This is a genomic window from Nocardioides maradonensis, assembly GCF_054777115.1.
Genome location: NZ_BAAHAZ010000008.1, coordinates 1 through 14,457, shown reverse-complemented (window position 1 = coordinate 14,457; position 14,457 = coordinate 1). Strand labels below are relative to the sequence as shown.

General features: G+C 70.2%; 12 protein-coding genes. 6 read left to right on the top strand and 6 right to left on the bottom strand.

The features are described 5' to 3' along the window. Positions 1-44: 44 nt before the first annotated feature. Positions 45-698 carry an SDR family oxidoreductase gene (locus ACYVAQ_RS10850; RefSeq protein ID WP_460789230.1) on the top strand — a complete coding sequence of 218 codons (654 nt, stop codon included), beginning with the start codon at positions 45-47 and terminating at the stop codon, positions 696-698. Here ACYVAQ_RS10850 and ACYVAQ_RS10845 read toward each other — a convergent pair whose 3' ends face one another. From ACYVAQ_RS10845 to ACYVAQ_RS10835, 3 genes are read right to left on the bottom strand one after another with little or no spacing between them, the layout of a single operon-like run. Continuing rightward, positions 699-2,162 carry an AMP-binding protein gene (locus ACYVAQ_RS10845; protein ID WP_460789228.1) on the bottom strand — a complete coding sequence of 488 codons (1,464 nt, stop codon included), beginning with the start codon at positions 2,160-2,162 and terminating at the stop codon, positions 699-701. It lies immediately after the preceding gene. Next, on the bottom strand, positions 2,159-3,166 hold the full coding sequence (locus ACYVAQ_RS10840; protein ID WP_460789227.1) for an acyl-CoA dehydrogenase family protein: 1,008 nt from the start codon (positions 3,164-3,166) through the stop codon (positions 2,159-2,161). The genes ACYVAQ_RS10845 and ACYVAQ_RS10840 overlap by 4 nt, the downstream gene beginning before the upstream one ends. A 32-nt stretch (positions 3,167-3,198) precedes the next feature. Further along, positions 3,199-4,392: an acyl-CoA dehydrogenase family protein gene (locus ACYVAQ_RS10835; protein WP_460789225.1), complete on the bottom strand. Its 1,194-nt coding sequence runs from the start codon at positions 4,390-4,392 to the stop codon at positions 3,199-3,201. A 71-nt stretch (positions 4,393-4,463) separates the two neighbouring features. On the opposite strand from ACYVAQ_RS10835, the gene ACYVAQ_RS10830 reads away from it, so the two are divergent. The 3 genes from ACYVAQ_RS10830 to ACYVAQ_RS10820 are packed head-to-tail and all read left to right on the top strand — an operon-like array spanning position 4,464 to position 7,025. Next, entirely contained in the window at positions 4,464-5,603 is a 1,140-nt protein-coding gene (locus ACYVAQ_RS10830) for a Rieske 2Fe-2S domain-containing protein (protein WP_460789223.1), read from the top strand. Continuing rightward, positions 5,603-5,905 (top strand): hypothetical protein, encoded by a 303-nt coding sequence (locus ACYVAQ_RS10825; RefSeq protein WP_460789221.1) that lies wholly within the window; start codon positions 5,603-5,605, stop codon positions 5,903-5,905. The genes ACYVAQ_RS10830 and ACYVAQ_RS10825 overlap by 1 nt, the downstream gene beginning before the upstream one ends. 28 nt (positions 5,906-5,933) lie before the next feature. Further along, positions 5,934-7,025 carry a 2Fe-2S iron-sulfur cluster-binding protein gene (locus ACYVAQ_RS10820; protein WP_460789220.1) on the top strand — a complete coding sequence of 364 codons (1,092 nt, stop codon included), beginning with the start codon at positions 5,934-5,936 and terminating at the stop codon, positions 7,023-7,025. Between the two features lie 27 nt (positions 7,026-7,052). On the opposite strand, the gene ACYVAQ_RS10815 is transcribed toward ACYVAQ_RS10820, so the two are convergent. Further along, entirely contained in the window at positions 7,053-9,347 is a 2,295-nt protein-coding gene (locus ACYVAQ_RS10815; RefSeq protein ID WP_460789218.1) for a M4 family metallopeptidase, read from the bottom strand. Between the two features lie 244 nt (positions 9,348-9,591). Here ACYVAQ_RS10815 and ACYVAQ_RS10810 point away from each other — a divergent pair, with 244 nt between their 5' ends. Next, positions 9,592-11,277, top strand: a complete 1,686-nt coding sequence (locus tag ACYVAQ_RS10810) for an MFS transporter (protein ID WP_460789216.1) — start codon at positions 9,592-9,594, stop codon at positions 11,275-11,277. Here ACYVAQ_RS10810 and ACYVAQ_RS10805 read toward each other — a convergent pair whose 3' ends face one another. Both ACYVAQ_RS10805 and ACYVAQ_RS10800 read right to left on the bottom strand, forming a co-directional pair. Beyond that, on the bottom strand, positions 11,278-12,072 hold the full coding sequence (locus ACYVAQ_RS10805; RefSeq protein ID WP_460789214.1) for an ABC transporter permease: 795 nt from the start codon (positions 12,070-12,072) through the stop codon (positions 11,278-11,280). Next, positions 12,072-12,977 carry an ATP-binding cassette domain-containing protein gene (locus ACYVAQ_RS10800; protein WP_460789212.1) on the bottom strand — a complete coding sequence of 302 codons (906 nt, stop codon included), beginning with the start codon at positions 12,975-12,977 and terminating at the stop codon, positions 12,072-12,074. Before ACYVAQ_RS10800 ends, ACYVAQ_RS10805 begins: the two co-directional genes overlap by 1 nt. Positions 12,978-13,059: 82 nt before the next feature. Between ACYVAQ_RS10800 and ACYVAQ_RS10795 the strand changes: the two genes are divergently transcribed. Continuing rightward, positions 13,060-13,947, top strand: coding sequence for a catalase (locus ACYVAQ_RS10795; protein WP_460789210.1), 888 nt, complete (start codon positions 13,060-13,062; stop codon positions 13,945-13,947). The last annotated feature ends 510 nt before the right edge of the window (positions 13,948-14,457 follow it).

The following is a 14,457-nucleotide window of genomic DNA, read 5'->3' as shown; positions in this document are numbered from 1 at the left end:
CATGTGACGGCACCGTTTCGCCGGTGTGTCACTAGGTTGGGTGCATGACGAGGATAGTGCTGATCGCAGGAGCGGGACCCGGCGTGAGCGGATCGCTCGCGCGCCTGTACGCCGCCGAGGGGGCCCGGCTGGGTCTGCTCGGTGCCGACGAGGGCGTCCTGGCCACGCTCGCCGAGCAGGTCGAGCAGGCCGGCGGGTCGGCGACCACGGTGCTGGCCGACCTCACCGACGAGGCCGGTACCCGCGACGTGGTCACCGAGCTCGGCCGCACCTTCGGCTCGGTCGACGTGGCGCACTTCAACCCGTCGGCGTACACGGAGAAGACCCCGCTCGAGCTGACCGTCGACGAGCTGCTCGCCGACGTCCGTCTCGGAGTCGGGGCGCTCCTGCCGTTCGTCCAGGCCGCGCGGCCGTTCATGTCGGCCGGCGCGCGGATCACCGTCACCGGCAGCATGGCCGCCGACAAGCCGTGGTTCGGCGCGTGCTCGCTCGGCGTGCAGAAGGCGGGCATCCAGAACCTGGTCCGCAGCCTCGACGCCCTGCTCAAGGACGATGGCATCCGGGCCGTGTCCGTGACCGTGCGCGGGCTGCTGAAGAAGGAGGGCCCGTTCGCGCCCGACAACGTCGCCGCCGCGCTGCGCGCCGCCATCGACCAGCCGGAGGATGCCTGGCAGGCCGAGATCCCCTACACGGGCTGATCAGCGCGACCAGGTCGTCCCGAGGTCCGGGTCGAGGTCACGCAGCTCGCGCTTGAGCACCTTGTTGGTGGCCGTGCGCGGGAGGTCGTCCAGGACTCGTACGACGCTCGGCCAGGCTTTCGGCGACAGGTCGGTCTGCTCGGCGAGGAACGTCCAGAGGTCGTCCGCGGTGAGCGGCCCCCGCAGGACGAGCGCGCACGCGACCTTGTCGCCGACGCGGTCCGGGAGCGCGTGGACCGCCGCCTCGCCGACCGCCGGGTGGCGGAGCAGGATCCGCTCGATCGGAGCGGTCGCCATGTTCTCCCCGTCGACCCGCAGCCAGTCACCGGAGCGTCCGGCGAAGTAGATCCACCCGTCGGCGTCGCGGTAGGCGAGGTCGCCCGACCAGTACATCCCGCCGCGCATCCGCTCGGCCTCGGCGTCGGCGTCGTTGTAGTAGCCGGCGAAGGCGCCGGCGCCGGTGGTGTTGACGAGCTCGCCGATCACGCCGTCCGCCGTCTCCTCGCCGGTCTCCGGGTCGAGCACCTTCACCCCGTCCAGCGGCCACCCGAGGGCGCCCTCCGGCATGTCGGGCCGGCGCTGGACGATGACCGCGTTCTCGGTCGATGAGTAGGAGTCGACCACGGTGCAGCCGAAGCGGCGGCCGAACTCCGCGATGTCCTTCTCGTTCGCCTCGTTGCCGAACACCACGCGCAGCGGGTTGTCCGCGTCGTCGGGTCGCTCCGGCGTGGAGAGGATGTAGGCGAGCGGCTTGCCCACGTAGTTCGCGTACGTCGCCCCGAAGTCCCGTACGTCGGGCAGGAACCCGCGCGCCGAGAACGGCGCCACCGCGAAGGCGGCCCCGGTGGTCAGCGCCGGCGCCCACCCCGCCATCACCGCGTTGGAGTGGAACATCGGCATCGACAGGTAGTGCACGTCGTCGGCGGTCAGCCCGAGGCGCGCCACCAGGTGGGTGCCGGGCCCGGTGACCTTCTCGTGGGTCACCCGCACGGCCTTCGGCGTACCGCTGGTGCCGCTGGTGAAGATCAGCATGAAGAGCGAGTCCGCCGCGACCTCTCCCCGCGAGTTCGGGCTCGTGGTCAGCCCAATCCCTGGTTTCGGTCGACCAGAGATGGCAACTCGGCTGAGGGCGAGGTCGGGGGAGTCGACGACGAGCTGGCAGTCGGCCTTGGCGATGTCGGCGTCCAGAGCGGCACCGCGCCGGGTCGGGTTGAGGCCGACCAGCACGTGACCGCCGAGCCCGGCCGCGGCGAGGTGCAGGGCGAAAGCCGGCCCGTTCGGCAGGAGGACGCCGACGTGGGGCGGCAGCGACGGGTCGAGACGCGCCTCGAGGTCGTCGGCGAGCCGGGCGGCGGCGGCGACGTACTCACGCCAGGAGAGGGTGCGGACCCTGCCCTCCTCCCGCCAGCGCAGGGCCGGGCGGTCGTCGTCCGCGCGGGCCAGGAGGAGGTCGCGAACCGTCATGCCGCGAACGTGCGGCCGATCTTGAGCGCCTGCTCGGTGGCGCCGCCGAAGAGGAACTCGAAGCGCTTCGGTGAGGTGAAGTAGCGGTGCGCCTCGCCGTCGAGGTCGATGCCGACGCCGCCGTGCACGTGCGTGGTGGTGTGCGCGAGGCGGTGACCCGCGTCGGCGGCCCAGAGCTTCGCCACGGCCACCTCGGTCGAGGCCGGGAGGCCCTCGGACAGCCGCCAGATCGCCTGCCACAGCGTCAGCCGCTGGGCCAGCACGTCGATGAAGCCGTCGGCCAGCCGCTGCGAGACGGCCTGGAAGGTGCCGATCGGACGGCCGAACTGCTCGCGCGTCTTGGCGTACTCCGCGGTCAGCCGGAGCGCGCCCTCGGTCACGCCGAGCTGCTCGGCGGCAGACAGCGCGACGAGCAGGTCCGCGAGGTCCGCGGCGTCCGCCACCCGCTGGCCCGGAGCATCGTCGAAGGTGATCAGCGCGGCGACGTCGCCGTCGCTGGTGTGCTGCGCGTCCCGTCGTACGCCGGGACCGGCCGGGGCGACCAGGTAGACGCCGGCGCCCGAGGCGTCGGTGGCGGTGACCAGCAGGGCGTCGGCGGCCAGACCGGCGCGCACGATCGTCTTCGTCCCGGTGATCGCGCCGGACGCCGAGGCCGTGACAGTCGGTGCCTCGGGCAGGTGGGCGCGCTCCTCGGCCACCGCGGCAGCGTAGAGGCTCGCGTCGGCGCGGAGGCCGGCGCGGGTCAGCAGCGTGACGCAGGCGGCGTGCGTGGCCAGCGGCACCGGCGCGACGTACCGGCCGACCTCGACGAGGACGCGCGCGAGGGTGACCAGGTCCAGGTCGGCCCAGTCGAAGGCGTCGCCCAGCGTCGCCCAGAGGTCCCGGTCGAACCGGTCGCCGGCGGCCTCGACGGCCTTGAGCCGCTCGTTGGTGGTCTTGTCCTCGAGGATGGAGGCGACCAGCTCGGCGGCCTCGTCCTGCTCGGGGGTGAACAGAAAATCCATGTCAGTAGTCCATGTCCTCTGGGTCGTGTCGATCAGGCTCGCTTGGCGGCGGGCAGGCCGAGGCCGACGTAACCGATGATGTCGCGCTGGATCTCGTTCGTGCCGCCGCCGAAGGTCATCACCAGCGACGAGCGGTGGAAGCGCTCGAGGCGCCCTGCGAGCGCGGCGCCGGGGGAGTCGGCGGTGATGCCGGCGTGCGGGCCGACGACCTCCATCAGCGAGCGGTAGACCTCGGTGGCCAGCTCGGAGCCGTAGATCTTCGTGGCCGACGCCTCGGCCGGCGACAGCGCGACACCGTGGTCGGCGTCGGCGGCGAGCTTCCAGTTGATGAGCGACAGCGCCTCGACCCGCGCGTGCGCGCGTCCGAGCGCGATCTGCACCCACTCGCTGTCGATGACCCGCGTGCCGTCGGGGTTGCGGGTCTCGCGCGCCCAGTCCTTGACCAGCCCGAGCGAGTGGACCAGCGGTGCGGCGGACGTGAGGGCGACGCGCTCGTGGTTGAGCTGGTTGGTCATCAGGGCCCAGCCGCCGCCGCGCTCGGAGACGAGGTTCGAGGCGGGCACCCGCACGTCGGAGTAGTACGTCGCCGACGTACCGACCCCGGCGACGGTGTGGACCGGGGTGTAGGAGACGCCCGGCGCGTCGGCCGGGACGAGGATCATCGACAGGCCCTTGTGCCGCGGCGCCTCCTCGGTACGGCACGCGAGCCAGATCCAGTCGGCGTACTGGATGAGCGAGGTCCACATCTTCTGGCCGTTGATGACCCACTCGCCGGCTGCCTCATCGAGGGCGGCCTTCGTCTGCAGCGACGCGAGGTCGGTGCCGGAGCCGGGCTCGGAGTAGCCGATGGAGAAGTGCAGCTCGCCGGCGAGGATCTTCGGGAGGAAGTACTCCTTCTGCTCCTCCGTGCCGAACCGCATGATCGTGGGTCCGACGGTGTTGAGCGTCAGGTACGGGATCGGTACGCCGGCGACGGCCGCCGCGTCGGTGAAGATCAGCTGCTCCACCATCGAGCGGGCCTGGCCGCCGAACTCCTTGGGCCAGCCGATGCCCAGCCAGCCATCGGAGCCGATCTGCCGGATCACGCTCTTGTACACGCCGGCCTCGCCGAACTCGCCGGTCGCGGACGCCAGCCCGGCCCGGATCTCGGGGGTCACGAGCTGGGCGAAGTACTCCCGCAGCTCCTCCTGCAAGGCACGCTGCTGGGGTTCGAGATCGATGTGCATCGGGTCTCCTGTGACCTGGATCGTGGGGCTGGTTGTTGTCACTCTAACCGCAAAACTGTAACGTGTTCTACATGAGTGACACCCGGATGTTGGACCAGGGGACGACGCCGATCCGCTTCGCGCGTGGCTGGCACTGCCTGGGTCTCGCCAGCGCCTTCGCGGACGGCAAGCCGCACGCGATCCACGGCTTCGGCACCAAGCTGGTCGTCTGGGCGGACAGCAACGGCGAGCTGAACGTGCTCGACGGCTACTGCCGGCACATGGGCGGCGACCTCACCCAGGGCGAGGTCAAGGGCGACACCATCGCGTGCCCGTTCCACGACTGGCGCTGGGGCGGCGACGGCAGGTGCAAGGAGATCCCGTACGCCCGACGGGTGCCCCTGCGCGCCCGCACCCACCGCTACGAGACGGCCGTCGTCAACGGTCAGCTGATGATCTGGAACGACCCCGAGGGCTCCGCGGCTGACCGCGACATCCTGCCGCCGGAGCTGCCGGACGTGCTGACGGACGCGTACACGCCGTGGTCGTGGCACACCAAGCAGATCAACGGGTCGCACTGCCGCGAGCTGATCGACAATGTCGCGGACATGGCGCACTTCTACTACGTGCACTTCGCGTTCCCGACGAGCTTCCGGAACATCTTCGAGGGCCACACCGCGACCCAGTTCATGGGCTCCAAGGGCCGGCCCGACAAGACCGAGGGCGGCTACAGCGGGGAGGACTCCACGCTGGAGTCGATCGCGACGTACTACGGGCCGTCGTACATGATCAACTGGCTCAAGGTCGACTACAAGGGCTTCGTCACCGAGGTCATCCTGATCAACTGCCACATCCCGACCGGACCGGACTCCTTCCTGCTGCAGTACGGGATCACGGTCAAGAAGCCCGAGGGGCTCGACGAGAAGACCTGTGCCTACATCGCCGAGCGCTACACCGAGTCCTTCGGTGACGGCTTCCTGCAGGACGTGGCGATCTGGGAGAACAAGGTCGCGGTCCAGAACCCGCTGCTGTGCGAGGAGGACGGTCCGGTCTACCAGCTGCGTCGCTGGTACGAGCAGTTCTACGTCGACGTCGCCGACGTCACCCCGGAGATGACCGACCGCTTCGAGTTCGAGGTCGACACCACCCGCGCCAACGAGTACTGGCACGCCGAGGTGGCCGAGAACCTCGCCCGGCGCGCGGCGGAGGCGGCCGTCCCGGCCGAGTCCTGATGGCGTCCTTCGAGCCGCGCGACCCCGCGACCGTCGAGGAGCAGCGGCGCTACACCCGCGACGGACTGGCGGAGGTCGGGTGCGAGGCCTGCGCGGCGCGGGTGCTGGTGAAGAAGCACAGCGAACAGCACACCTCCATCCAATGGACTTTACAATCACTGGCTACATGTAAAGTGTTCGCCGAGCGGGACGCGTCGCGCGGTCGACGAGACGTGCACCAGTCCTGCCCGAACCTGATGGCTAGCATCGACGCCGCTGTGCGTGACGGCGAGCTGAGCGTCGGCGCTCCTGATGAGTGCTGACGGCTACGAGAGGAACTGGTAGATCGAGGTGGACATCGAGTCCTTCGTGCTGGACGTCGTCGGAGTGGTCGAGGAGACCGCCGACGCGAAGTCCATCAGCTTCGCCGTGCCCGCGGGTGCGGACGAGAAGTTCGCCTACAAGCCGGGCCAGTTCCTGACGGTCGCCGTGCCGTCGGACCGCACCGGGATCGTGGCGCGCTGCTACTCCCTGTCCAGCAGCCCGCACGACGGCGGACCGCTCACCGTCACGGTGAAGCGCACCGCCGACGGCTATGCGTCGAACTGGATCTGCGACAACCTCGCGGTCGGTGACACGCTGCGGGTGCTGCCGCCGTCCGGCATCTTCACGCCCGCGTCGCTGGACGCCGACCTGCTGCTCTTCGGCGGCGGGTCGGGCGTCACCCCGATCATGTCGATCATCCGCACCGCGCTCGCCGAGGGCACCGGGAAGATCGTGGTCTTCTATGCCAACCGTGACGAGAGGTCGGTGATCTTCGCCGACGAGATGCGCGAGCTGGCGGCGGCACACCCGGACCGGCTCCAGATCACGCACTGGCTCGAGTCGGTGCAGGGCATCCCGACGCTCGACCAGATCCGCGCGTTCGTCGCGCCGTACCTGACGTACGACGTCTTCGCCTGCGGCCCCGCGCCGTTCATGAAAGCCGTCATGGACGTCACCAAGGAGGCCGGGCTGCCGCGCAGCCAGCGCCACCAGGAGAAGTTCGTCTCCCTCGGTGGCAACCCGTTCGGCGACATCGAGGAGGTCCGCCTCGCGGAGTCGGAGATCGACGACGCCGACAGCATCGAGGGCGAGGGTCCCGAGGTGCCCGACGGCCCGGTCGGACCGGTGAAGCTCGAGGTTGAGCTGGACGGCGAGGAGTTCGCGTACGACGACTGGGACCCGCGCACCAAGCTGCTCGACTTCCTGGAGAGCAAGGGCGTCAAGGCGCCGTTCTCCTGCCGTGAGGGCGAGTGCTCGGCGTGCGCGGTGCGGCTCCTGTCCGGCGACCTGCGGATGGACCACAACGACGTCCTCGACAAGGACGACCTCGAGGAGGGCATCCGCCTCGGCTGCCAGTCGCGCCCGCTGACCGACACCGTGAAGGTCAGCTACAACTGACCTCCACGGCGCCGTCGACGTCTCGGATCAGCTGGTCGTGAGGGCGGTGTCGTCCACCACGAAGCTGGTCTGCAGCGAGGAGTCCTCGCTCATCGAGAACTTCAGCGTGACCGACGAGCCGACGTAGGACGACAGGTCGATCGTCTTCTGCACCCAGGTGCTGTTCGCGTCCAGGTTCGAGTACGACGCCAGGGTCGTCGTCGTGCCGCCGCTGGTCACCTGCACCTTGGCCGTGTCGTACTTGGTCGTCGACGTGGTCTCGGAGGTGTCGATCCGGATCCAGTAGGTGAGCGTGGCGTGCGCCGCGCCGGCCGGGATCGAGACGGTCTGCGACTCGTTCTCGGAGGCCGTCGTGCCGTTGCCACCGAGCCACATCTTCCAGGTGCCGCTGTGCGCGGGGCGCCCGGTGTTGTTGGTGATCGGGCCGCTGGTGCCGGTCCAGCTGACCGCGCCGGACTCGAAGCCCGGGTTGAGCAGCAGCTGGCTGCCGCCCCCGCCGCCCGAGCCGCTCACGGTCCACGTGAACGACGTCGATCCGGTGGCGCCGGTGGTGTCCTTGGCGGTGACGGTCACCGTGGAGGTGGCGGCCGTGGTCGGCGTACCGGAGATCAGGCCGGTGCTCGCGTTGATCGACTCGCCGGCCGGCAGGCCGGTCGCGGACCAGTTCAGGGTCTGCCCGGCCTGCGAGTCGGTGGCGGTCATCTGCAGGCTCTTGGCCGTGCCGACGGTGCCGGTCTGGTTGCCCGGGTTCGACACCGTGACGGTGTTGCCGCTCGTGGTGCAGGTCGGGTCGCCGGTCTGAGCCGGGACGCTGACCGCGTTCCACGCGGCCTTCACCGTGTTGAACTCGGTGCAGCTGCCGGGGAACAGGTTCTTCGCCGCGGTGAGGGTCCAGGTCCGGTACTTCAGGTACGACGAGGACGAGGTCTTCATCTGCATGGCGCCGTACATGATCTGCTCGGCCTTCTTGATGCCGAGACCGGTCACCGTGCTGCTGTTGCAGGTCGGGCTGGCCGGCTGGCCGTCGGTCGGGTTGGTGCCCTCGGCGAGCAGGTAGAACCAGTGGTTGCCGGGACCGGCCGCCGCGTGGACCTCCTCGGTCGGGACCTTGGAGGAGTAGCAGTTGTCGTCGCCGGCCTTGGACGGGTCGTACATGTAGCGGATCGGGCCGCTGCCGACGAGGTTGACCTCCTCGCCGACGGTGTAGTCGGGGGTGTCGTAGCCGCTCGGCTCGTTGGCGTACCACTCGGTCGCAGCGCCGAAGGTGTCCGCGACGAACTCCTGGGTGCCGTTGCCGGAGATGCCGCCCGGTGTGTGGTCGTCGACGCCGTGGCCCTGCTCGTGGCCCAGCACGTCGAGGGTCGGGATCCAGTCGCCGGCCTGGTTGTGGCCGATCTGCACCTGGGTGCCGTCGTAGTAGGCGTTCACGTCGTTGAGGCCGATCCGGATCGGCCAGCCGTGGCCCGCGCCGTCGAGGCCGTTGCGGCCATCCCACGCCGAGAGCATCGCGTTCTCGGTCTTCTCGACGAACAGCGCGTCGACGCAGCCGGTCTCCTTGTTGGAGGCCACGCCGTTGCCCCAGACGTCGTCGCTGCCCGTGAAGGTGGTGTTGTTCGCCGCGTCCTGGCAGGTGATCCCGTTGCTCGGGTCGGTCGTCGAGAAGGTGCTGCCGGACTGCGTGGTCGGGATGGTGAGCGGGTTGGGCCCGTCGTACGCGCCGGTGCCGGTGCCGTCCATGACGTGCTCGACGGTGTGGATGACCTTGCCGGTGTGGGCGTCGACGTACACGGTGAGCCGGGAGGCCTCGCCCTTGCGGACCCCGCGCACGGTGGTCGCCCAGGCCAGGTGAGAGGCGCGCTGCTGGACGACGACGAGCTGGGTGCCCGGCTCGGCGTGGGCCTGTCGGACCTGCTTGCCGGCAGTACGACGTGCCGCAGCCCTGCCGATCGTCGGTGTGATCGAGCCGAGGCTGGTCCTGCGGTTCTGGGCGACGTTGACGCCGACGACCTGGCCGCCGGCGTCGGTGACGACGGTGAAGTCACCGCCCACGACCGGCAGGCCGCGGTAGGTGCGCGTGTAGGGCACGACCTGCATCCCTGCGGCGTTGGTGATGACGCGGTGGGCGATCAGCCGCTCCTGCGCGGTGGCGCGCACGACGCCCGGACGGCTCTGGACCAGCCGTCGTGCGGTCGCGGCGGCCTTGGTCGGGTCGGGCTTGACCGCCGGGTGGCCGGACGGTGCCGCGTTCGCGAACACCGGCGTCCAGGCCAGGGCTGTCGTGACCAGGGCCGAGGTGACGGCACCGGTGAGGACTCTTCTCATGGGGTTTCCTCAGTGATTCGTGACTCCGGTCGGGAGTCGGGCGAATGTGTCGCGGCCCGGCGCCGTGGAGGAAGAACTTCCCGCGCCGTGGCCGTTTCGCACACTTTCGCCCCGCAGGATTCGGCGTCAACGAGCAAGATCTTCAGGTTCCTGCAGTGCAGATAGTGGGGGGACCTGGCGGCAGCCCGTCCTGGTCGTGGACTGCGGTCGAGTTGGTTAGCGACAGCAACTAAATTTCGTTCACGTGAGCAAGCGGACCGATGTCGGCAGCCCCCGCTACCGGTGGGTCGCGTTGTCGAACACCACGCTCGGGATCCTGATCAGCACCATCAACTCCTCGATCGTGCTGATCTCGCTGCCCGCGATCTTCAAGGGCATCCACGTCGATCCGCTCGGCGCGGGCAACGTCAGCTACCTGCTGTGGATGATCATGGGCTTCCTGGTCGTCTCGGCCGTGCTGGTCGTCATGCTCGGCCGGCTGGGGGACATGTACGGCCGGGTGAAGATCTACAACCTCGGGTTCGTCGTCTTCACCGTTGCGTCGATCCTGCTCTCGCTCGACCCGTTCACCGGCGGCGCGGGTGCGATGTGGCTGATCGTGGGCCGCGTCGTCCAGGGCGTCGGCGGGTCGATGCTGTTCGCCAACTCGACCGCGATCCTCACCGACGCGTTCCCCGCCGAGCAGCGCGGCATGGCGCTCGGCATCAACAACGTGGCCGCCGTGGCCGGGTCCTTCCTCGGCCTGGTGATCGGAGGCGTGCTGTCCGAGATCGACTGGCGCCTGGTGTTCTGGGTGTCGGTGCCGATCGGCGTGCTGGGCACGGTGTGGTCCTACCTGTCCCTCCACGAGACCGGCGTACGCCGACGGGGCAGCCTCGACCTCCCCGGCAACCTGTCGTTCGCGGTCGGTCTGACGGCGATCCTCGTGGCCATCACCTACGGCATCCAGCCCTACGGCTCGCACACGATGGGGTGGACGAACCCGTGGGTGCTGGGCGGCCTGATCGGCGGCGTGCTCGTGCTGGCGCTCTTCTGCTGGATCGAGACCCAGGTGGCGGACCCGATGTTCGCGATGAGCCTGTTCCGGGTCCGGCCGTTCTGGGCGGGCAACCTGGCCGGCCTGCTCTCGTCGGTGGCCCGTGGCGGCATGCAGTTCATGCTGATCATCTGGCTGCAAGGCATCTGGCTGCCCCTGCACGGCTACTCCTACGCGTCGACGCCGCTGTGGGCCGGCATCTACATGCTGCCGCTGACGGCCGGCTTCCTCATCGCCGGACCCGTGTCCGGCGTGCTGTCCGACCGGTTCGGGGCGCGCCTCTTCGCCACCGGCGGCATGGTGCTCGTCGCCCTCACCTTCGTGGGCTTCCTGCTGATCCCGGTCGACTTCCCCTACTGGCTGTTCGCCCTGATCCTGCTGGTCAACGGCCTCGCCTCCGGCCTGTTCGCGGCACCGAACGTGTCCGCGATCATGAACTCGGTGCCCGCCCACCAGCGCGGGGCGGCCTCCGGGATGCGCGGCACGTTCTTCAACGCGGGCTCGTCGCTGTCGATCGGCGTCTTCTTCTCGCTCATGATCGCGGGGCTCGCGGCCAAGCTGCCGACCACGCTGACCGGGGGGCTCGAGGCTCACGGGGTGGCGGCACCGGCAGCGTCGGCGGCCGGGCAGATGCCGCCGGTCGCGTCGCTCTTCGCGTCGTTCCTGGGGTTCAACCCGATCGACACGATCCTGGGTCAGATCAGGGCGGCGGGCGTCCCGCTCGGCTCACCCGACCTGGGCACCCTCACCGGCAAGGAGTTCTTCCCGGAGCTCATGTCGTCACCGTTCCACCACGGCCTGGTCGTGGTGTTCGCGTCGGCCGCGGTGATGTGCCTGCTCGCCGCGGCCGCCTCGTGGCTGGCCGGCGGCAAGTACGTCCACGCCGACGACTGACTACACGTCCCGGCGCAGCAGGACGGCGAGGCCGAGCGCGAGCGCGCCGACGGCGTACGCCGCCAGCACCGCCAGCCCTGCGCCCGTCGACAGCGCACCGGTCAGGATCCCGGCCAGCTGGGAGATCAGCGACTCCGCGATCGAGAGCGGCAGGTACTTCATGATGTGGTCCTGCCACGACGACGGCAGCGCCTGGGCGATGAGGGGGAGGACCAGGACGATGCCGAACAGGGCCGCGATCGCGCCGCCGGTGCTGCGGATCGCGAAGCCGAGGCCGAGGCCCATCAGCCCGACGACGGTCAGGTAGAAGGCGCCGCCGAGCACGGCGCGCAGGGCTCCGGGGTGTCCGATCGACACACCGAGGTGCCAGGTGGACAGCACGGCCTGGCCGGCGAAGAACGCGATGAAGCAGAGCGCCAGCGCCACGACGAAGGTGACGACGGCGAACACCAGGGTCTTGGCGAGCAGCACCGGGAAGCGCTTCGGGACCGCCGTCATGGTCGCCCGGATCGATCCGGTGGCGTACTCGCCCGTCACGAACAGCACGCCCACCACGCCGAACGCGAGCTGCGCGGGCATCAGGCCGTGTAGCGAGAACGCGACCGGGTCGAAGCCCAGCTCGAAGCCGTGCTGGTGCAGGTCCCTTCCGCGCAGCCAGGCGATGAGGACACCGAGTCCGTCGGCGACCAGCAGTGCCACGGCGTACGTGATCCAGGTGGAGCGCAGCGACCGGAACTTGATCCACTCGGCCCGCACCACGCGCGGGAACGTCACCCGCGGCTCGACGGCGGCCATCACGCCACCCCGACGTAGTCGACGGCGTCGCGGGTGAGCGACATGAACGCCTCCTCGAGGGTGGCCGAGTGCGGAGTGAGCACACCGAGCGCGATCCCCGCCTCGAGCGCGACCTGGCCGATCGCTGTGCTCGGCATGCCGGCCACGTCGAGACCGCCGTCCTCGTGCCGCGTGACGGTGACGGTGTCGGAGCGGAGCAGCGAGGCGAGCCGCTCGTCGTCGGTGCTCTCGACGTGCACGCGGTCCTGCGCCGCCCGGCGGGTGAGGTCGGCCACCGACGAGTCGGCGATCAGCCGGCCCTTGCCGACGACGATCAGGTGGTCGGCGGTGAGGGCCATCTCGCTCATCAGGTGCGAGGAGACGAAGACCGTCCGCCCCTCGGTCGCAAGCCGCTTGAGCAGGGTGCGGACCCAGAGCACGCCCTCGGGATCGAGCCCGTTGACGGGCTCGTCGAGGAGGAGGGTCGCCGGGTCCCCGAGCAGCGCTGAGGCGATCCCGAGGCGTTGGCCCATGCCGAGCGAGAAGCCGCCGGCCCGCTTGTGCGCGACGCTGTCCAGGCCCACGATGCCGAGCACCTCGTCCACGCGGGCCCGGGGGATGCCGTTCGTGGCGGCCAGGGCGCGCAGGTGGTTGCGCGCGCTCCGGCCGCTGTGCACGGCCTTCGCCTCGAGGAGCGCACCGACCTCGCGCAGAGGAGCGGCGTGGTCGCGGTAGCGCCTCCCGTTGACGGTCGCCCGGCCGCCGGTGGGGGCGTCGAGGTCGAGGAGGAGGCGCATCGTCGTGGACTTGCCCGCGCCGTTGGGGCCGAGGAAGCCGGTGACGACGCCGGGCCGGATGGTGAACGAGAGGTCGTCGACGGCCCGCTTCTCGCCGTACGTCTTGGTCAGCCCGATCGCCTCGATCACAGCACACCTCCGTCCGGCCGTCGCTCGGCGGCCCGCCCCGAATCTATGCCGCGGCCCCAACCGTCCGCGCTATGTTGCGCGGGTGAGCGACCCGACGCCGGCTTCCGCCATCGACCGCATCCGCGCCGCGTTCCGGACCGGAGCGGACAAGCACCGAACCCTGCACGCCAAGGGTTCGTTCTACGTGGGCACCTTCACCGCCACGCCGCGGGCCGCTGAGCTGTCGCGAGCCCTGCACCTGTCCGGCCAGACGGTCCCCGTGCTCGTCCGCTGGTCGAACGGCGGCGGCAACCCCGCGGTTCCGGACAAGGCGCCGGACGTGCGGGGGATGGCGGTCAAGCTGCAGCTGCCCGACGGCACGGCGACGGACATCCTGGGACAGACCGCGCCGCGCTTCGTCGTCCGCACCCCGGAGGACTTCATCGAGTTCGTGGAGGCGGCGCAGTCGCCGGTGCGGCTCCCGCTCTTCCTGCTCAAGCACCGCGACGCGTTCGGGCCGCTGGTGGCGAACGCGAGGGCCAAGGCGATCGCCGCACCGAGGTCGTACGCCGATCCGACGTACTACCCGGTTCACGCCTACCGCTGGGTCGCCGCCGACGGGTCGGGCGTGTGGGTGCGCTACGTGCTGCGCCCGACCTCGCCCGCGTTCGGCGGCTCGTTCGGCGGTCCCGACCGCCTGCGCGAGGAGATGGAGGCCCGCCTCGCCGACGGTCCGGTGACCTTCACCCTCGAGGCCTCGGTCGCGGCCGAGGGCGACGACCCGCACGACCCCATGTCGGTGTGGAGGACGTCCGAGACCTTCGACGCCGGCACCTTCACCATCACCTCGGTCGCGCCCGACCCGGAGGCCGACGGGGGAGTGACGGTCTTCGACCCGACGCGCGTGGTCGACGGCATCGAGCTCTCCGACGACCCGATCCTGCGCTACCGGCCGCTGGCCTACTCGGAGTCGGTCAACCGGCGGGTCTGAGGGGCTTCGGTGCTCTGCGGGGCTGGTCTGGGGCGGCCGCACCTTAGCCGCCCGGCACCCCGCATCAAGGATGCTCGCTGCGCTCGCCCCGCTCCGCGGCGCTTCGCGTCCTTGACCCGGGGTCCCGACCGGGCGGCAGGACGGCGCGGAGTCGGCACGGGCTCCGCCCGCGCCGCCGCTGCGCGGCCGCCCCCTCGTCGTTGGTTGAGTAGCTGCGAGCGCCAGCGAGCGGCGTATCGAAACCAACCCACACTCGCCGCTCGAAATGTGACGAGTTATCCACCAAACTCACAGGCTTGTCCACTAGACTCGCCTATTTGTTCGACTAGAATAGGTGCATGATGTCGGGCGATCACCACCACATCCTCACCGCCATCAGCGGTGCCGTGGACGCCCGACTGCAAGCCGACGTCGACGAGCTCCTCTGCGTCCTCGCCTGGGCCGACCTCCACACCTCCGAGCCTGAGTCCCGGCCGGGCGGTGACCGGCTGGTGCAGGTCGGCGCAGAAG